Origin of the sequence: Citrobacter freundii complex sp. CFNIH2 (genome assembly GCF_002880615.1) — a bacterium.
Classification (GTDB): Bacteria; Pseudomonadota; Gammaproteobacteria; order Enterobacterales; family Enterobacteriaceae; genus Citrobacter_A; species Citrobacter_A amalonaticus_F.
This window is the reverse complement of sequence record NZ_CP025757.1, coordinates 3,232,092-3,252,463: the sequence shown is the minus strand read 5'-3', so window position 1 is coordinate 3,252,463 and position 20,372 is coordinate 3,232,092. Positions and strand designations below refer to the sequence as shown.

The window sequence follows — 20,372 nt, the reverse complement described above, 5'->3', positions numbered from 1 at the left end:
AAGCATGTTTATGATGCCGCAGGGGTATAAAAAGTACCGTCACGCATCATGGCGAACAGAACGTCACAGCGTCGTCTTGCCAGGGCGATAAGTGCCTGATTGTGTCGCTTTCCCTGCCTCATTTTGCGTGTGTAGTAAGCCCTGGAGAGCGGATCTCTTAGCGCCGCGAAGGCCGACAGGAACAGCGCCCGTTTGAGGGTTTTATTGCCTCGCCTTGATGGGTGTTCGCCACGTATTGACGAACCGGAGCGCCGGGTTACCGGCGCAAGGCCAGCATAAGCAGCGAGATGTGCGGCAGAGGCGAAGGCGCGGCAGGCGACCTCTGTGAGGAGTCTGGCTGCGGTCCTGACACCGACTCCGGGCATGCTGGTCAGGACCGGGTAAAGAGGGTGAGCAAGAACCCGCTGTTCCACCTCAAGGGCCACCTCGTCTCTTTGCTTACGCAGCGTGATGAGCTGGAGTGCCAGGCGTGGCAGAACGACGACAGCGGCATTCGTGCCGGGAACGACGACGGTTTGCTGTGTTAGTGCCTGGGTGATATCTGTAGCAAGGCGCTTTCCCAGACGGGGCGCGAGTTTGCAGAGCTGGGTTGCCAGTTTCTTCTCACCCAGCGAAGCAAGTTTATCGGGTGAGGGATATCTCTGGAGAAGATCGAGTACTGCCGGGTGATCCAGTCGCGGACCGATAACGCGCTCCAGTGCCGGATGTATCTGTGTCAGGAGACCGCGGATACGGTTGCTGGCCTGCGTTGTCTGTGCAGCAAGATCATCATCGAAGCCACAGAGCATGGAGAGCTCGGCGATTTGCTCGTCAGCCAGCTTCAGAGTGCGTAGCGCGTGAGGCAGAGTACGGGCAGCTTCGGCGATGATGGCTGCATCACGAGCATCGGTTTTGGCTTCACCGGCATGTAAGTCGGCGATACGGCGCATTGCCAGCCCGGGGAGGTATCCGACAAGGACACCTTCAGAACGGGCAACGGCGACGGGTAACGCACCGATGGTGGCAGGCTGGTCAACAACCAGCAGTATCTGACCATGTTGTTTCAGGTCAGATACCAGCGCTCTGAGTTTGTTTTCGTCGTTGGGTAATGCTTTGTCGAACAGGCGTTTACCTGAACGATTAACGGCAACGGCGTGATGGGTATCTTTACCGACATCAACGCCAATAAAGACCTGGACTGATTCGTAATCGCTGGATTCGGTCATTCTGTCTCCCTGTTTATACGGGTTAACCAGATAACCTCGGGGAGCAGGTACCGGCATCCACGTTACAGACGGTCCCGGCATAAAGTGCCTGACCTAGCCCCTATTAGCGGTTACCAGCGCCCCACCAGACCCGGTGACATCACCCCCCGGATCATGGACGACTGGGGGCAGTAATCATGCCGGGTCTGGCTGGCTAACACCCCTAGTATAAGGGGTTCGAATAAAGTAACGGGAGTAACCCTCATCCGGTATCTGACTCTGCATTCAAGGGGCTCTGATTCTGCCGTTCCTGTAATAATCCTCTACGTCTGCACTGAACGCATGACAGCGGCGGTTATTTCGAACATGAGCTGGAAGACGCTGACGAATGCAGGCTAACGCATTGTGCGTACCAGAGCATGCCCGGGATAAACCGGTATCTACTTTTGACCTGGCCGTTCGTGCAACTGGCCACCCTCAAGCAGCGAACGGAAAAAGCGGCTAGAACGGCAGGACGCGTTCCGGCAGGAAGTCAGACTCACCGCCAGGTTCCACTCTCCGATCACCAGTACGTCAGCCAGTTGGGTATGATGGTGGCCACACTAAAAATTCCGCTGGAGCGACGCAACAAACGTACCGGCCGAACGGAGAAGGCGCGCATCTGGGAAATTACCGACCGCACAGTACGCACCTGGCTGAATGAAGCTGTAGAGGCCGCAGCGGCCGACGGCGTCACGTTCTCTGTTCCGGTCACTCCACATACGTTCCGCCATTCGTACGCGATGCATATGCTGTATGCCGGTATTCCGCTAAAGGTGTTGCAGAGCCTGATGGGACATAAGTCGGTGAGTTCGACGGAAGTGTACACGAAAGTATTCGCGCTCGATGTCGCTGCTCGCCACCGGGTACAGTTTCATATGTCTGAAAAGGATGCTGTAAATTTGCTGAGGCAGAACATTCCGCCTGTAGGTTAACCTGCGTACATACCATACCGCGTGGCCAGTATTAGCGAATGGAAGCGCGGGGAAGATCTGACCATTTTGTTGTATAAGACGGTGAGAGCATTTCACGCTTCATCTGCCATTCAGGCGTTATCCCTCGTCCGGCAAACCACACTTTTCGCAGACCGGAATGATTTATCCCGTCCATCACGTTCATCAGCTTATCGCTGTTCAGGTGAGGCTGATCCTCGTCAAACAGGTTAAGCTGAGAAACGCCAGAAGGGGTAAAGTCATTCAGTATCACGCCTGCCTTTGCGTAACGATGCCCCTCAAGAAAGATACGATCCAGAGCCTTTACAGTGGCGTTAATGATGTCACATGTATCTCTGGTGGGAAGAAGCAACTTTTCGCTTGCCACGTTACCATAGTAAGTCTCTTTGACTGCAAATGGTGATGTTTTGATTAATACCGCATGTGTCGGCAATATTGTCGTTCTCCCCGCCGCTTCTCAGCTGCCCGTTCGGCGTATAGGCAAACAGCCTGGCGCAGCGAATCGTAAGTTGTGATCCTTTCTCCGAACGACTGCAGACAATTTGCTGTTTTGCCGGAGGTGCCTCTTCAAGCGATATACATGCCTCTCCGTTTAGTTCGCGCACAGTGCCAGCACTACCGCGAAATTCTTGCGCACAAAGGCTGGGTGCATGCGGGCCAGCTGCAGGGCAGTTGTGATCCCGTAAGTATTCAGTTTTTTGCTGATGCGTCTGCCAACCCCCCAGATTTCCTCGACGGGCTGCATCGAAAGCAGCTTTTCCGTTCGTTTCGGGTTTACGGAAGTCAGGGCCAGCACCCCTCCGAACTGAGGTCACTCCTTTGATGCCCACTGTGTGGATTTTGCCAGAGTTTTTGTTGGGCCCATTCCTACACCGATTGTCAGACCGGTTCCGTTCAGGACGTGCCCGCGCAATTGGCGGCCAAAATCCTCATAATTTATACAACCATCGATGCCATAAATGTCAGGAACATCTCATCGATGCTGTATTGCTCCACACGTGGTGCCAGTTCTTTAAGATGAGCCATATCAGGATTACTCATGCAGGCGTTTATGTGGAATAGAAAATCTACAAAAATTATTAATGCTTTGAATGGCAGCTATGAGGGAACAGCGGAAGTTCGGAATGCATACTTACATCAGGTGTCTTGAGTCATAGGGAGCAGGTCAGGGCCAACCCAGAGAAACGGAGCTTCGGAGGGTAAGCCGTTGCATACTTAATAACTACATCTAAATAATATTATCTATTCGGATGAAATAAGATCGTCGTATTTATTATTCTTTATTTTGCAAATTATTTTTCCAGGGATGTTTGGTCCTCCTTGGCTAAATATAAAGCCAACAACTAACTTATTTTTGGAGTTGCGTGGATCGCTTTCAAGAACTGTCCAGTCCCGGACATAAGGATAACCATTACCAGTATCACCTACACGTTTCTTAAAGTCGGTAATGCATTGTGAAACTAAATCACTTCGAGAGGGTTCTCTATAACTGTTTATCAGACTTAATACACAATCTCGACTTTCATTTATCTGTTCGCTCACGATCTTCATGGAACTTCCGTCCGAAGGCTTAAAGTTCTTAAACATACTGGTCATCTGAGTTTCAAGGTTTTGGCTAAACTTTGTTTCAAATTCAGCAGATACTTGTTTATTAGTCATCTGGTAAGCACCTCGATAAAGCGTTGCCGCTTCCGATGAGTATCCTAATCCACAAACTTTTAATGCCTGATCTACGGGGTCGGAGGAATGATATGGGGATTGTGTTACACAGCCTGAACCCATCATACTTATGATAATTAGTAAACACCTTAACTTTTTATTTATTAAACTCAGTAACATGTACTTTCCTTAATTACGATGATTCCGTAAAGAATTTAGCTTTTCGGATCAATTATCGACAATTCAGGAAGAATCTTTAGTGGAATAAGCATAGTCATTTCTTCATGGACGGACCAGTTACAACCAAAGAAAGTAACAATAACCTACTTCCCAACTAAATTTGAGTACCAAAAGATAATCAGCCGTAACAAAATAAATTGTACTATTACGTCATAAAATTGTGAGTCAGGTGATAACTATTATTACCTGACTCAGGCGTGAAATTTAAATGCTAAATTTATCTTGTGTAGGAATATTGATAACGTTGCTCATCGTAGCTTCATTGTCTAAGCTGTCGTACCTAAGGAATACTTTGTCCCGTAAATTAAAAAGCCTAGCTTGCGCAGTCCTAACCATTTCATCGAAAGTAATAGCTTTAACTTCGCCAAACTGATCATTTTCATTATTTCCAACTGCTTGATACTTGCTGGCAAATCTATCTATAGTATCACCAACAACAAATGCTTTAATAAAAGGACGTGAAGATCCTACGCCAGTATGCCAAATATCTTCCACATAAGATCTTGCCTGATTCATCTCATCACGACCAATAGTGAAACCGCCTTTCTTAAGCTCAATTAAAAGTACAGTCTTAGTCTTCTTTATTTCACCATCAAACTCTTCAAGCCCAAGCATGCTTAAAGATGAATTACTACCTACGACTATATCAGGACGTTTTGATGAATTTAAAAAACATTCTTTCCTATAACTTTTTTTAAATATGGTCTCCATTGTTTTGATAAGCCCTCTGTTACTTGAATATTCGGCACTATCGAATTCTGGACCGAAAATCCAACGGGCTTTCTCGATTAGTGGATGTAAAGTATGTAATTCATCCACACTATGGTCACCACTAATCTTGGAAATCATCTCAACTAACTTTATGCGAGAGTCAATTTCAGCAAGAATTGTCATTGCATCTGTTACATTCCATTCATCCAAAAAAACATTCAGCGCTTCTACATCATCAGGTGAAATGCTAATTAACTTTCTCAAAAGTGAAATCCCAGATCTGGATTTCTCTAAATTTATAGCTGCTTTAAATGCTAACTCCAAATATTCCAATTTAACATCTGGACTTTCCTCCAAAATATTGTCTAGAAAATCATTCAGTTCCTTTCTAGCAAGAATGTTTAGACTCTTTATATCCTCAACATGGTTTTGAATTACCGTGGATTTTGCTTGTTGCATGTCTATTTGAGATAACTCAATATACCAGCCTCGAAGAATCCTACCGATCTCATTAGATATAAGGTCTATAGTTGTAAAGTCTGACTTGAAGCTGGACCAATCAGGTTCAACATAGCTGAATAGATCATTCGACTCAGCAATTAAAGTATATCTTTTGGCAAATGACTTTCGCCCATCTATTATTTGATTTTTAGCAATGTACCAAGAAGGTTTTCCTAATAATCTCCCACCCAGCCAAAAAGCGACACCATGCTGATTTGAAGTTCTAGCCGCAGCAGAAGAATCTACTAAAGTCAGTTTTATTTTTATGTTTCCGATTGGATTTATTTCTTCCGTTTTTACCACCCCAGGATGCTCTAGCAAGGTGATTTTGCGGCCGTTAACATAAACATGAAATTCCGGATTAAAAAGAAACCTTGCAGATATAATATCTGATATTTGTTCAGAGTCGACATAGTTACGAGTAATATTTACTGTAATCTTAGAACCATGACCTGTTGATTTCTCGCTACGGTGTTCAATAACTTTTATTGGACTTTGACCGGAGGATACAGCTAAATGATAATAATTGCGGATGGAGTCCCTCCATGTTTCAACTATATAATTATCATCGAAACATAGTCCTGCATGTCTCCCTACACCATTGCATCCAAACGCAAGACGTTTAGTTTGGACATCAACATCGCTAGGAAATTCGACATAAGCCCCCTGATGCTTGTGCCTATCGTATCGTAATCTAAGCCACCTGCTTTCGAATTGTTCTTTCGTAAGTCCTACTCCATTATCTTCAATAGTGAGGACTTGCGGATTGGTTTCAGATATATTTATTTTTACTACCGTTGCGCCAGCATCATGTGAGTTAGCTACAAGTTCAGTAATAGCAACATCAGGTTTCGTAGCTATTGAACCGATTTCTTTAAAAAGAAATCTCTCTTCATAAGTCACCGAATAACCGCTCATTCTATAACATCCTTTTTAAACATGCGTTTATCATGAAATTTATACTATTGATGGTCGATACTTGTGTCTATCGATTGTTTAGGAATATATTGATTTTTTACAACGTACATCCGCCGTAGCAAGGTCAACGAATACAATTACTCATAATCCCCTCCAGCGCGGGCAACCTCGCTCGCCTGCCCGCTTCACTTAATGCAATAGTTTTCATGCATATCGTAGTTCGATACAGAAGCCACCACATATGGTTTTTTTGCGTGAGAAATACTGCATGAGACTCATGCGATTTCATGCAGTATAGACATGATCTCAGACAACAGACATCAACAACCGGCACTGGTCGGGCTTAAGTGAGCTGTGCTGTTCAGGTCAAAACAGTTTTCTTTTTTTCTGTCGTCATGTGGTCCTGATATCGGTGTTGAACCGGTCAAGCTCAACACGTCGTCCCGAAATCTCAACGGCAATATTTCATTCGTCTGTAAGTATCCCCGCAAAACGAACCATTAATTTTTTAAGAGTCTCTAGGCCGCCAACTTCCGCTTGTGGCACGGAGCGGACAGACCAAGCGACCTGTCAGGTCGGTTATGAGCAAGAAGCGAAAGATCACAGTTGTTTTTACAATTGATTAAGGCATCACTTAAATCTCGGTGTCTCAATCAGCTAAGAGCAGGTCAAGCGGATTCGCATTTAAACTCAGCGATGATAATTTTTTTTCATTGAGGATAATGTGTTGTCCTGAGGTGTGCATAGCACTTCTGATCAAGTTACCAAAATTATTAAACCGCTATACTCAGATTATCTCTGCGCTGATGTTTCTGCAGGGTAGTGTTTAGAGCGGTTGATTACAGCTCCTGAACTTCATCGCTGAGAGTCAGAGGTATGGTTGTCGGTTAACCCTGTTCAGAAGTTGAATCATCTGCTTCTTCCCTTCTGGTCGCTCTTATTTTTCGACGCACAGTTGACAGCGAAATGAGCTTAAAAAGTGGCCGGATAACTCCCGTCGCAAGCATCCGGCACAACAGCAATGTTTTGATAACAATAAACCTGATAACCATGAAAAGCCATGAAGGGGGACGAAAAAACATATTAGCCTTAGTTACCATATGCATAAAATTAATAATGTTATTTACAAAATCTTACTAATCCCTTATTTTCTCGTTCAATTTTCATACAAACTTCCCTTAAGGATAAGCAATGGGCAGGAAGCCAGTACGCGGATTTTCCGTCGTCACGCGCCTCTTCTGTATCTCCATTCTGGCGGTAGCGTGCGTGCGTGCCACAGCGGCACCGCTCTCTCCGGCTGACCGCGATACCATTCAACAGCAGCAACAACAGTTGCTTGAGCAGAACCAGCGTCAGCGTGATGAACTGGAGCGCAGCACACCGCTACCCCGCTCATCTGCGCCTGTCGTGCCGCCGATCACAGAAGGCCCGTGCTTTACCATCTCCCGTATTGAAGTGCGCGGTGCCACTCTGCTCTCTCCACGCGACGCCGACACAATTACCGCCCCCTGGCTGAATCAGTGCCTGGATATGACCCGCCTGACGCAGGTCACTAACGCCGTCTCCGACTGGTATATCAGCCAGGGATACATCACCAGTCGCGCTTTTCTGACCGAACAGGACCTCTCCTCCGGCGTGCTGACCCTCACGGTGCTGGAAGGCCGGTTACAGCAAATCCGTCTGGAAGGTGTACCGCAGCGGACGCTCGCCATGACGTTTCCCGGGCTGGAAGGAAAAATCCTCAACCTGCGCGATATTGAACAGGGTATGGAGCAATTAAACCGCGTGCGGCAGGCTCCGGTGGAAATTGAAATTCAGCCTGGAGACAAACAGGGCTGGTCAATTGCCAATCTCACTGCCGCCCCGGAATTTCCGCTTATCGGTTCGGTAAGTTTCGACAACAGCGGGCAGAAAAGCACAGGGACCGGCCAGTTCAGCGGTGCCCTGACCGGCAATAACCTGCTTGGGCTGGCGGATAAATGGTTCGTCAGCGGCGGGCGCAGCAGCGATTTTTCGGCTTCGCATGATGCGCAGAATTTTGCCGCGGGTGTCAGTGTGCCGTATGGCTACGGTCTGCTTGATTACAGCTACAGCTGGAGCAATTACCTCAACACCATTGATAACAACGGCTGGCCGTGGCGCTCAACCGGCGACAGCGAAACGCACCGGCTTATCGGCTCGTGGGTGGTGTTTCGCAACGGCGATATCAAAACCGGTCTTACCACCGGCATCATCCACCGCATCAGTCGCAATTATCTGGATGACGTGCTGCTGGAATCCAGCAGCCGTAAGCTCTCCAGTGTGATGTTCGGCATCAATCACACGCAAAAAATGTTCGGCGGTGTGGCGACCCTCAACCCGTCTTTTACCCACGGCGTACCGTGGCTGGGCGCGGAAGACGATCACGATAAATACGGCGATGTGCCGAAAGCGGAGTTTCGCAAATGGAGCCTCAACGGCAGCTTCCAGCGACCCGTCGCAGCCGATCTCTGGTGGCTCAGCAGCATTTACTTTCAGTGGTCACCGGACCGGCTTTACGGATCTGAACAGCTCACACTGGGTGGAGAAAGCTCTGTCCGCGGTTTTAAAGAACAGTACCTTTCCGGCAACAATGGCGGTTATCTGCGAAATGAGCTGAATTACTCGCTGTTTACCCTGCCGTGGATGGGGCAAATCAGCGTGATGGCAGCGCTGGATGGCGGCTGGCTGAAACAGGACGACCAGGACCCGTACGCCAGCGGCACGCTGTGGGGCGCGGCAGTCGGGCTGACCAGCGCGAACCGCTGGTTTTCGACACAGTTTACAGTGGGAACGCCTGTGAAATACCCGGACTGGCTGGCACCGGATCATCTCATTATATATTACCGCGTGGCGGTGGCGTTTTAAGGGACAAAAACGATGGATAACAATCAGACCCGTTTTTCTCAGCGTATCCTGAGCTGGCTGTTAAGTACCCTGCTGGCAACGCAACCGCTGCTGCCCGCGGTCGCAGCCACCGTCACCCCCACCGGTAATACGACGATGGACAAGGCCGGAAACGGCGTGCCGGTGGTGAATATCGCCACGCCCAACGGAGCGGGGATATCCCATAACAAATACGGTGAGTATAACGTCGGGAAAGAAGGTTTAATCCTTAACAACGCCACCGGTAAGCTGAACCAGACGCAACTGGGTGGGCTCATTCAGAGTAACCCGAACCTGAAAGCCGGACAGGAAGCGAAAGGCATTATCAACGAAGTCACCGGCGCTAACCGTTCACAGCTTCAGGGTTATACCGAAGTGGCGGGCAAAGCGGCGAACGTGATGGTTGCTAACCCTTACGGCATTACCTGTAACGGCTGCGGTTTTATCAATACCCCGAACGTGACGCTGACCACCGGGAAACCGGTGATGAACGCCGACGGCAGTCTGCAGGCGCTGGAGGTCTCGAAAGGCTCCATCACCATCAATGGCGCAGGTCTGGACGGCAGCCAGTCGGATGCCGTGTCCATCATTGCCCGCGCAACGGAAGTGAACGCCGCGCTGCACGCGAAGGATTTAACCGTCACCACCGGGGCTAACCGCGTCACAGCGGACGGCCGCGTCGCAGCGCTGAAAGGTGAAGGTGAGGTGCCGAAAGTCGCCATTGACACCGGCGCACTCGGCGGGATGTACGCCAACCGTATCCGTCTGACCTCCACCGAAAGTGGTGTCGGGGTGAACCTCGGTAACCTTAATGCCCGCAGCGGCGATATTACGCTGAACAGCGCCGGTAAGCTTGTCCTGAAAGACAGCCTTGCCAGCGGCAACACAACGGTCAGCGGGACGGATGTCACACTTTCCGGTGATAACAAAGCCGGTGGCAATCTTAACGTTACCGGGACAACCGCACTGACGCTGAATCAGTCCCGCCTGGTGGCGGATAAAAATCTGGCGTTGTCCTCGTCCGGGCTGATTACCTGGAACGGCGGGGAACTGACCGCCGGACAGAACGCCACGCTCAGCGCACAGCGTCTGAACCAGACCTCGGGGGCAGTGAATGCCGCCGGAAATGTCACCCTCACCACCACGGGTGATGCCACGCTGAAAGGTCGTACCGTTGCCGGGAAATTGCTTACCGTCAGCACTGGCAGCCTGAACAACAGCGGCACACTGGCCGCCGGGACGGACGCCACAGTTAACACCGGGACATTCAACAATACCGGCACAGTCCAGGGTAACAGTCTGAAGGTCACCGCCGCCGGGCTGACCAGCACTGGCAATCTCAAAAGTGCCTCAGCGCTGAATATCAACGCCCGTGACATTACGCTGTCCGGAGAGACCGTTGCGGATGGCACCGTGACCGTGAAAAGCAACCGTCTGACAACCACCGCCACCGCACTGACCCAGGGCAACAGCATCAGCGTGGATGTACAGAACGCGCAGCTTGACGGGATACAGGCCGCCAGAGATGGCTTCACGCTGAAGGCCAGCGACAGTCTGACTCACGGCGGAAAATCCTCAGCCTCCACGCTGAACACAGAAATCGCCAGCCTCAGCAACAGCGGTACACTGACCGCCTCCGCGCTTGCGATCAACAGCACCGCGGTTGTCAACAGCGGCCTGATCCACGGTGAACGGACGCTCGCACTGGTCTCCCGTCTGCTGGACAACCGGGAGAATGGTGTGGTGTACAGCCCGGCCGCGCTCTCCCTTTCAATACCTGAGTTGAAAAACGCCGGGATTATCACCAGCGATGTCGCGCTGTCCCTGTCAGGCTCTCAACTGACCAACAGCGGAGAGGTAAGTGGTGCTTCACTCGATGTTGATTACGGCACACTGAGTAACCTCGCGGGTGGCCTGCTGCTGGCACAGGGGGCAAACCACATCACGGCACAGTCACTGTCGAATGCCGGCAGCATCGCCGGTGACACGCTGACGCTGAGTGCAGACCGTCTCACCAGTTCTGGCCTGTTACAGGGTGATACCACCCTGTCGCTGACTGGTGGAATACTGGATTTACTGGCAGGCTCCCGCACGCTCACGGGCGGGGATCTCACACTTTCAGGTACCACGCTGACCACCGCAGGGCAGACTCAGGGGCAGAACGTCAGCGTTAATGTCCGTGACTGGCAGAACAGTGGCAGCTGGCTTGCAACCGGCAACCTTACCGCTTCGGCAACCCGGATGCTCAGCAACACTGGCGATCTGATGAGTCAGGGCGACATCACGCTGAATGCAGCCACCACAGACAACCGGGGCAGCCTGCTGTCGGCAGGCGACCTTTCCCTTAGCGGAAATTCGCTGGATAACCGCGGTACCGTCCAGGGTAACCATGTGACAGTTCGCCAGGACAGTATCACCAACAGCGGAACGCTAACCGGCGTAGCCGCACTCATGCTGGCGTCACGACTGGAGATGGCGGCACCACTGCTGACGCTGACAAATAACAGTGGTGGAACGTTACTCACGACCGGTGATCTAAATATCACCGCAGGCAGCACCAGTAACGCGGGCCAGTGGCAGGGACAGCGGATACTGATTAACGCCGGAACACTGACTAACAGCGGTGCAATTCAGGCGTCAGAGCGGCTGGATGCGCAAATCAGCAACAGCCTCACCGGCCTGTCCGGCAGCAAAGTCACCTCAAATGGAGAGCTGGCGTTATCGGCACTGACGCTGAGTAACAGTGGACAGTGGATAGCGCAAAACCTGACGCTGGATGCGGATTCGCTGGCGAACAGCGGTGAGATAACCGGCGTGGATGCGCTTGCGCTCACCCTGAACCAGACTTTGAACAACCAGGCCAGCGGTAAACTGCTGAGTGCAGGTAATCTTACGCTCAACGCGGGCGATATCACAAACGGCGGGCAACTCCAGGGCCAGACGACCTCTGTCACCACGGGGCAACTGACCAACAGCGGACGGCTTCAGGGTGAAGCGCTGACGCTGGCAGTCTCCGGAGGACTGAGCAACAGTTCTGGTGGCGTGTTACTGAGCCAGAATGCACTGAATGTCACCGCAGCGACACTGAACAACCAGGGCACGATACAGGGCGGTGGCGAGTCTTCCGGGAAGGCCACTACCCGCCTGCAGAACGACGGTAAAATTCTTTCCGGCAGTAAACTCACGCTCACTGCACCGGAACTGACGAACAACAGCAGCGGACTGGTACAGGCCGTCACGCTGTTGCTGGATGTGGTGAACGCCGTGAATGGCGGACGCGTACTTGCGACCGGCAGTGCTGAACTGAAAGGCACATCGCTTAATAACAGCGGCACGCTTCAGAGCGCGGACCTGCTGGTGAACTACCGGACGTTCGGCAACAGCGGTACCACGCTCGGGACAACTGCCCTGACCGTTAAGGGTGATGCGCTGACGCAAGCCGACGCCGGTCGTCTGTACAGCGCAGGTAATCTGTTGCTCGACGAACGGGACTTCAGCGGACGTGGTCAGGTGGTGGCGCTCGGTGATACGACGCTGAAACTGATTACAGCGCTCGCTAACACCGGCACGCTGGCGGCAGGAAGAACGCTTTCCGTCACCTCACAGAACGCCGTCACGAATAACGGTGTGATGCAGGGGAATGCGATTACGCTCAGTGCCGGTGACGCATTTACCAATAACAAAACGCTCACCACCGGCAACGGCAGCAGTACCCTCAGTGCGCAGAACATCCTGCTGAATGCCTCCGGTTCACTCCAGGCGGGTGGAGATGTACAGCTGGCTTCGCGTGGCAATATCACCGTAAACGGTTTTACTGGTACTGCTGGTAGTCTGACGATGACAGCCGCAGGCACCCTGCTCAATACCGCGCTGATTTACACGGGGAATAACCTGAAGCTGTTTGCCGACAGGCTGCACAATCTTCACGGTGATATCCTGGCGGGTAACAGCCTGTGGATGCAGAAGAATGCCTCCGGCACTGCGAATACCGAAATCATCAACCGTTCGGGCACCATAGAGACCACACGCGGTGATATCACCATAAAGACAGGGCATCTGCTGAATGAGCGTGACGGACTGACGGTGACGGAAACCAGTACAGACAACAGTTCGCTGATCCCGGGTATGGGTGATGCTCTCCTTTATGTCGATATCAGTCAGCTTAAAGACGGCAGTTACGGACTGAATAAATACCGGGATTATCATGAACAATGTATCGGAGGTGCCAATGGCAATGATCATTGTGTGATAACCGAATGGGACCAGTACTATTACACCATGGCGGAGTCGGCGGCTGAACAACGCTTTATTCAGAAGCAGCATCGTATTGATGTGATAAGTCAGGGGGGCGCTTCACGTATTGCAGCCGGACGGAACCTGTCAGTCAGCGCATCCAGTCTGGATAACCTCGCCAGTCTGCTGATGGCCGGACGTAATGTGACGCTTTCCGGTAATAAGCTGAATAACCAGTCCTGGCAGGCAGGGACCGATACCGTGTACTGGTTGTATCAGTATGTTCCGTATTCAGACTGGACAGTAAAAAGTCCGGGCTATGCCAATCCTCTACTGGAATTGTCCGCCCCCTGGCCATGGGATGGCAGCGGGAGTTCAGTGCGATCCCCTCTGTCTTCCACTATCAGATTTGTTTATCAGGGAAGAGAAACCGAAACGGCTGCCGGAGAACTTTTTCGCTCTGTCATCAGCGCAGGTGGTAATGTTTCTGCAAACTTCACAAATGACATCAGCAACGCTACAACCACCGCAAACGCAGGGGGTGTCAGTAACACCATTACTGCGCCGGTGCTGAACACGCTCACACCGGCGACGGTCAGCGGTGGCCTGAACAGTGAATCACTGACTGGTGCCGGCAACGTGAATGTCAGCGCCCCCGGCTGGCTGGACAGTATCACGGACGGACTGAAAGAAATTGCCGGAGGTTCGTCACTTTCCGGTCAGAACGGCAGCGGCGGCAGCTATCCCTTGCCCTCAGGCAACAACGGTTATTTCGTGCCCTCCTCCGACCCCGACAGCCCGTACCTGATTACGGTGAACCCAAAGCTGGACGGTCTCGGAAATGTGGACAACAGCTTGTTTGACGGGCTGTACGGACTTCTCGGGATGAAACCCGTTCAGGCACCGCAGGCGGATACGCGCTGGAGTGATGAAAAACAGTTCCTCGGCTCATCGTATTTCCTTGATCGCCTCGGTCTGAAACCGGAGAAGGATTACCGCTTCCTCGGGGATGCGGCCTTTGATACGCGGTATGTGTCAAATGCGATGCTGAACCTGACCGGTTCACGTTATATCAATGGAATGGGTTCTGATCTCGAACAGATACAGTACCTGATGGACAGCGCCGCCAGCCAGCAGAAGAATCTCGGGCTGCAGTTCGGCGTGGCGCTGACCGCTGAACAGGTGGCACAACTCACGGGCAGTATTCTGTGGTGGGAATCCGCGACCATCAATGGTCAGACCGTGATGGTGCCAAAGCTGTACCTTTCCCCGCAGGATATCACCCTTCATAACGGCAGCGTTATCAGCGGAAACAACGTGCAGCTTGCGGGTGGCAATATCACCAACAGCGCAGGCAGCATCACCGCACAGAACGGTCTCTCACTCGACAGTGCCGGCAGTATCGACAACCTGAATGCGGGGCTGATAAGCGCGGGCGGCAGTCTGGACCTGAGCGCCATCGGGGATATCAACAACATTGGCTCAGCCATCAGTGGTAAGACGGTAGCGCTGGAGAGTATCGGCGGCAGTATCAATAATGTGACCCGCTCACAACAGTGGAATGTCGGCACCGATCGTACCCAACTCAGTGGTACAGATATCGGTACCACTGCCACCATTAAAGCCAGTGATTCGCTCACAATGGAAGCAGGCAGGGATATTAACATTACCGGGGCTGAGGTCACCGCCGGTGGTTCACTCGGTATGTTTGCGGGTAATGATATTAATATTGCCGCAAACCCGTTAAGCGAAAGCGACAGCCGCCACGGGTGGCGGTACGAAGCCAGCAACAGTCGCACCACGCAGCAGGGCAGCACGGTCAGTGCGGGCGGAAACCTGCTGATGACGGCGGACAAAAATCTGAATGTCACCGCATCGTCCGTCTCCGCCGGTAACAGCGCCCTGCTTTCTGCGGGTAACGACCTGAACCTGAACGCAGCCCGTGAAGGTGAGTCTCACCGCAACGGCAACACTGAAAGCCACGAAAGCCATGCAGCGGTGTCCACGGTAACAGCAGGTAATAATCTGACGCTTGCTGCTGGTCGGGATATTACAAGCCAGGCCGCCGGTATTGCAGCCGAAAACAACGTCGCCATCCAGGCCGGACGTGACGTGAACCTGATGGCGGAGTCGGCCAGTGCCGGCGACAGCTATACGTCGAAGAAAAAGAAAGCGATTAACGAGTCCGTTCGCCAGCAGGGAACGGAAATCACGTCCGGTGGCGACACCACCATCGTGGCCGGACGGGATGTGACCGCACAGGCCGCTGATGTATATGCCAACGGAAACGCAGCCGTGGTGGCCGGACGGGATATCACCCTCACCACTGCCACTGAAAGTGACTATGAATACCGGGAGAAGAAGAAAACCTCCGGTGGCATGTTCAGTAAAAAGACCACCCACACCATCCACGAGGAAAACCACACCCGTGAGAAAGGGACTCAGCTTTCAGGGGAAAACGTGGTGCTCAGCGCAGATAATAACCTGACGATTCAGGGCTCATCCGTTGCCGCTGAACGCGACGTGGCACTGAAGGCCGGAAACAACGTGACGGTGGAAGCTGCCACCAACACCGACACGTATTACGACATGAAGAAGACGAAGAAATCCGGCATCTTCTCCAGTGGTTCGGGTCTCGGTGTGACCATTGGTTCGCAGTCGTCAAAAACCACCCGCCAGGGCGCGGAGACCACGCAGAGCGATGCACGAAGCATGGTGGGCACCTCCGGCGGTAACGTCATTATCAGCGCAGGAAATCAGGTCACGTTAAGCGCCGCCGACGTAATTGCCGGACGGGCAGAGGACGACACGTCCCGTGCCACCGGGCATATCGATATCACCGGCAGTGACATTGCCATTATCCCCGGACGGGACACGGTCACCGAATCGGTGAAACAGGAGACAAAATCCTCCGGTATCACCGTCAGCGTGAAAGCGCCGTTTGAGGACACGGTACGCAATGTGCGCGACACCGTGCGCGGGAAAGACGGCAGCGGTAACAGCACCGTTGATAAGGTGAAGTCACTGGGTGCGGAAGGCGCCGCCCTGGCCCTTGATGGTCCGGGACAGATGGTCGCTGTCTCCGCAGGCAGCAGCAAGTCGTCCTCTGAATCACACTACCAGGGCGAATTTAACAGCGGAAGCTCTCTGGCAGCAGCAGGCAATATTCAGATGACCGCCACCGGCAAGCAGGGTGGCAACAGCGGCAATATCCTGATTGCAGGCAGTCAGGTGAATGCCGGTGAAGCGGTGATACTGGATGCGAAGCGTGATGTGAACATCACCACCTCCACGGATACCGAAACCTGGGGCAACAGCAGCAAATCCAGTGGCTGGAACATCAGCTCAGAAATGCCGACCGCAGGCAGTGCCACCCGGGCCTCCACCGGGGGCGGCAAACACGGCAGCCAGCTTCTGCCGGGCGGGATGAGCCAGTCTGAAAGCAACAGCAGCGGTACCCGCACCTCTCAGAACGCATCGGTGATTCAGGGTTCCGATATTTATGTCAACAGCCGGGAAGGCAGCGTGAACATCAGTGGCAGCCAGCTGACGGCCACAGAAGACCTGATGCTGTCAGCGGTAAAAGGCGACATTAACGTGATCGCCGGACGTGACACGTCTCACAATGAAAACAGCGGCAGCAGCAAAACCATCGGCACGCTGGGTGGCGATGGTTACAGCGCCACGGCAGGCTTCAGTCGTGAGAAACACAGCAGCCGTGATGACGCGACCACTGAAAGCGGACAACGCAGTCAGTTAACGAGTACAAACGGCAACATTATTGCCCAGGCCGGAGGCGATCTGTCCCTTTCCGGTACGGATGTCAGCGCCGGTAAATCGGTTTCACTCAGCGGTGAAAATGTGCTGTTTGACGTGAGCCGCGACACCCGTGACGGGGAAGCCCACAGCAGCAGTTCACAGTACGGGGTGACCGCCTCCGCCGGTGGCTGGGCTGTTGATGCGGCTAAGGCGGCTGAAACGGCTGCCCGCAGCGCGGAAAACGGCGACGATGCCCGACTCACTGCCATTAAGGCGGGTCAGGCGGGCACCACCGCCGCACAGGGTATGATGACAGACTCGGCTGTTGTGAAGGGCAAGGTTTCTGTCACGGCAGGCTCGTCCTCACAGGACAGCCGGTATCACAGCACTGACACACAGGGCACCACCATCAATGCCGGTGAGAACGTCATTATTAACGCCCGTAACGATATCGCCGGTCAGGGCGTACAGATTGGCGGGAAACAGGTGGTACTGGATGCGGGGCGGGATATTCTGCTGACCGCCTCACAGAACACACACAACAGTCAGAGTAAAAACAGCGGCAACCAGGTCAGCGCCGGCGTGGGCGTCAGCCTCATCGGTTCACAGAACGGTATCAGTATTGAGCTGGGGGCGTCACAGCAGAAGGGTAAGGAAAACAGCCAGTCACAGAGCAACACCAACAGCGTTATCCATGCCGAAGAGCAACTGACCGTGAACAGCGGACGCGACACCACCCTGAAAGGAGCTGAACTGGAAGGCAACCGCGTGGTGGTGAACACCGGGCGCGACCTGACCATCAGCAGCGTGCAGGATACCGCTTCTTACGACAGCAAACAGTCCTCTTCCGGCGCGGGCCTGAGCCTGTGCATTCCTCCGCTGTGCTATGGCGCGTCTTCCGGCAATGTCAGCACCTCGGGCGAAAACGTCACCCAGAGTGGTAAGAGCGTCACTGACCAGAGCGGTATTTTCGCCGGAAAAGGCGGCTTTGATATCACGGTTGGAAACCATACCCAGCTTGATGGCGCGGTGATTGCCTCCACGGCAGACAGCGGCAAAAACAAACTGGATACGGGAACGCTTGGCTGGACCGATATTCACAACGAGAGCAAAACCTCCGGTGACAGCCACACCGTGGCGATTTCGGGCAGTATGGGCGGCAGCGGAAGTGGTGAAAACCGCAACGTGGCTCCGGCCATCGGTACCGGTCATGCAGAAGAGAGCAGCAGCGGCACCACGTCATCGGCCATCAGTAACGGCACCCTCATCATCCGCGACAGGGATAGCCAGACGCAGGATATTGCAGACCTGAGCCGTGACACCGACAACGCCCACCACGGTGTGGATGTAAACGGTGATGTACAGAAGGTGAAGGATAACCTGGCGGTACAGAGCGAAGGTGCGGCGCTTGCAACCTCTGTGCTGGATGTGTACGGCAAGTATGCAGAGCAGAAGGCGAAGGAATCCAATGCCGCGCTGGAAGCGAAACTCACCGCTGAAGGTAAACTGAACGGCAGCATGACAGCCGGAGAGCGGGAAGCCACGCTGAAGGCGCACCCGGATTATCAGGGGACTGACTACGGTCCGGGGAGTGAATTCTGGACGAAGGGCAGCGCGGCGGCGGGTCTGCTGGCCGGTGCGCTTGGCGGCAATCTGAAGGCAGGCGCGGCAGCCGGAGCGGCACCGCTGCTGGCCTCACTGGTTAAGGATGTGAAGAACGACGCGGCCCGAGCGGCGCTGCATGGTATTGTGGCAGCAGCACTGACGCAACTGAGCGGTGGCAGCGGCTCTGACGGTATGAAGGCCGGGGCCATTGGGGCCATCACCGCATCGGCGATGACGGAATACCTGGTGAGTGCACTGTACGGTAAGGATGTCAGCCAACTCACCGCCGATGAAAAACGTCTGGTGAGCAGCCTGGTGACGATTGCGGGTGGTCTGGCAGGGGCTGCTGTGACTGATGGTGACCTGTCGATGGCCGCTCTCGCATCAAACACGGCGAAAGTGGAAGTTGAGAATAACTCACTCAGTGAGGCCGCTGATTATCTGGCAACAGGTAAAAAGCCGGAAGACAGATACCGTGACGCTCAGCAACAACTGAAAGAAGCGGTTGATGAGTTTAAAGCGAAGAACTGCGCCGGACTCAGCAGTGAGGCGTGTGGTGAGAAGATGGATGCGCACCGGGATGAACTTCTTGTCGGGGCTATGGAATTTGGCAGCGATTTTGTCCCTGTCTACAGTGACATCAAGAGTTTTGCTGAAGCGCAGTCAGCGTATGATTATCTGATTGCGGTAATCGGGGTTTTCCCGCCTGCTAAAGGGGCTAAGACATTACTCAACGGGGTTGAAGCAGCCCTGAAAAAAGGTGATGTTGCGGAAGCATCGAAGCTGCTCAATAAAGCCAGCGATGAAATTGCTGCTATTTCAGGCAGTAAAGGAAGCTGGAGTAAAGAGCTTAATAACCCCAAGCCAAACTCTGTTTATCCGGTTGATGGTGATAAGATTTACAAAACGGATAATCTAGCGAGGCCAAGTCAGGTGGAAGCGACTCTGAGCCCTAACGTAAAGGATCGTAATGGCTATCAACAATGTAAAGCAGGAAAGTGTGGCTTTGAGGGAGATGAAGGCGGCCATTTAATTGCCAGCATATTCAATGGTCCGGGAGAAAAACTTAACCTTGTTCCGATGGATGGAAATCTGAATAAAGGAGCCTGGAAGCAGATGGAAAATATCTGGGCGAAAGCGTTAGGTGAAGGGAAAGAGGTTAAGGTTAACATTCAATCATCGTATATCGGTGATAGTGTCAGACCTGATAAATTTAAAGTAGTATATTCGATTGACGGTGGTCGCCCGATTGAAAAAGTATTTAACAATGCACCTGGAGGGAAATAATGCGTTCTGATCAAGATATATATAATGATATTGGTTCAGTATTGCTATCGGTCACTCCTGACGATGCGGTAAAAATCATTCTGTGTGCAGCGTTAGAGCCAGAAAACGACTGTGGTGAGTTTACTTATGATTATGTTGATAGGCAGGGTAACCAACATTGGATCACTGAAACAGCGGATGCCAGTGAAAGACTTTTAGATCTTTTAATTGAACTAAGGAATTTCTTTGTTGATAACTTTAAATCACAAGAAAAGCCATTCTGGCATAGCTGTGAAGTAACGGTAAATGTTGAAACCCTCAAGATAAATATCGACTTTAAGTACGATGATTAACAGACGACACTCCCGCTCATAATTGGCGGGGTTTTTTCCCTGCGTTT

6 protein-coding genes and 3 pseudogenes are annotated in these 20,372 nt (G+C 52.5%); 5 read left to right on the top strand and 4 right to left on the bottom strand.

The features are described from left to right. Positions 1 to 8: 8 nt before the first annotated feature. Entirely contained in the window at positions 9 to 1,205 is a 1,197-nt protein-coding gene (locus tag WM46_RS15805) for an IS110 family transposase (protein ID WP_102601400.1), read from the bottom strand. 407 nt (positions 1,206 to 1,612) lie between these two features. On the opposite strand from WM46_RS15805, the pseudogene WM46_RS15800 reads away from it, so the two are divergent. Then, positions 1,613 to 2,158 (top strand): annotated as a pseudogene (locus WM46_RS15800) (tyrosine-type recombinase/integrase); the annotation flags it as partial. A 31-nt stretch (positions 2,159 to 2,189) separates the two neighbouring features. Here the strand turns inward: WM46_RS15800 and umuC are convergent. The 3 genes and pseudogenes from umuC to WM46_RS15785 all read right to left on the bottom strand — a co-directional run. Then, positions 2,190 to 3,223, bottom strand: a pseudogene (gene umuC, locus WM46_RS15795) (translesion error-prone DNA polymerase V subunit UmuC); the annotation flags it as partial. A gap of 195 nt (positions 3,224 to 3,418) precedes the next feature. Beyond that, positions 3,419 to 4,015 carry a hypothetical protein gene (locus WM46_RS15790; protein WP_187394391.1) on the bottom strand — a complete coding sequence of 199 codons (597 nt, stop codon included), beginning with the start codon at positions 4,013 to 4,015 and terminating at the stop codon, positions 3,419 to 3,421. 264 nt (positions 4,016 to 4,279) lie between these two features. Then, positions 4,280 to 6,205 (bottom strand): ATP-binding protein, encoded by a 1,926-nt coding sequence (locus WM46_RS15785; RefSeq protein ID WP_102602777.1) that lies wholly within the window; start codon positions 6,203 to 6,205, stop codon positions 4,280 to 4,282. A gap of 1,191 nt (positions 6,206 to 7,396) precedes the next feature. On the opposite strand from WM46_RS15785, the gene WM46_RS15780 reads away from it, so the two are divergent. The 4 genes and pseudogenes from WM46_RS15780 (at position 7,397) to WM46_RS15770 (ending at position 20,325) form a co-directional block, all read left to right on the top strand. Then, a complete protein-coding gene (locus WM46_RS15780; protein ID WP_102602776.1) occupies positions 7,397 to 9,091 on the top strand; it encodes a ShlB/FhaC/HecB family hemolysin secretion/activation protein in 1,695 nt (564 codons plus the stop codon). A 12-nt stretch (positions 9,092 to 9,103) separates the two neighbouring features. After that, positions 9,104 to 10,939: pseudogene (locus WM46_RS26870) on the top strand (filamentous hemagglutinin N-terminal domain-containing protein); the annotation flags it as partial. Between the two features lie 411 nt (positions 10,940 to 11,350). After that, positions 11,351 to 19,993 carry a hemagglutinin repeat-containing protein gene (locus tag WM46_RS15775; RefSeq protein ID WP_410374631.1) on the top strand — a complete coding sequence of 2,881 codons (8,643 nt, stop codon included), beginning with the start codon at positions 11,351 to 11,353 and terminating at the stop codon, positions 19,991 to 19,993. Further along, on the top strand, positions 19,993 to 20,325 hold the full coding sequence (locus WM46_RS15770) for an immunity protein YezG family protein (protein WP_102602774.1): 333 nt from the start codon (positions 19,993 to 19,995) through the stop codon (positions 20,323 to 20,325). The genes WM46_RS15775 and WM46_RS15770 overlap by 1 nt, the downstream gene beginning before the upstream one ends. The last annotated feature ends 47 nt before the right edge of the window (positions 20,326 to 20,372 follow it).

Bases quoted from the DNA above. Each gene is read 5' to 3' on its own strand.
- WM46_RS15805 (WP_102601400.1), bottom strand. From the start codon at position 1,205: ATGACCGAATCCAGCGATTACGAATCAGTCCAGGTCTTTATTGGCGTT.
- WM46_RS15790 (WP_187394391.1), bottom strand. From the start codon at position 4,015: ATGTTACTGAGTTTAATAAATAAAAAGTTAAGGTGTTTACTAATTATC.
- WM46_RS15785 (WP_102602777.1), bottom strand. From the start codon at position 6,205: ATGAGCGGTTATTCGGTGACTTATGAAGAGAGATTTCTTTTTAAAGAA.
- WM46_RS15780 (WP_102602776.1), top strand. From the start codon at position 7,397: ATGGGCAGGAAGCCAGTACGCGGATTTTCCGTCGTCACGCGCCTCTTC.
- WM46_RS15775 (WP_410374631.1), top strand. From the start codon at position 11,351: ATGCTCAGCAACACTGGCGATCTGATGAGTCAGGGCGACATCACGCTG.
- WM46_RS15770 (WP_102602774.1), top strand. From the start codon at position 19,993: ATGCGTTCTGATCAAGATATATATAATGATATTGGTTCAGTATTGCTA.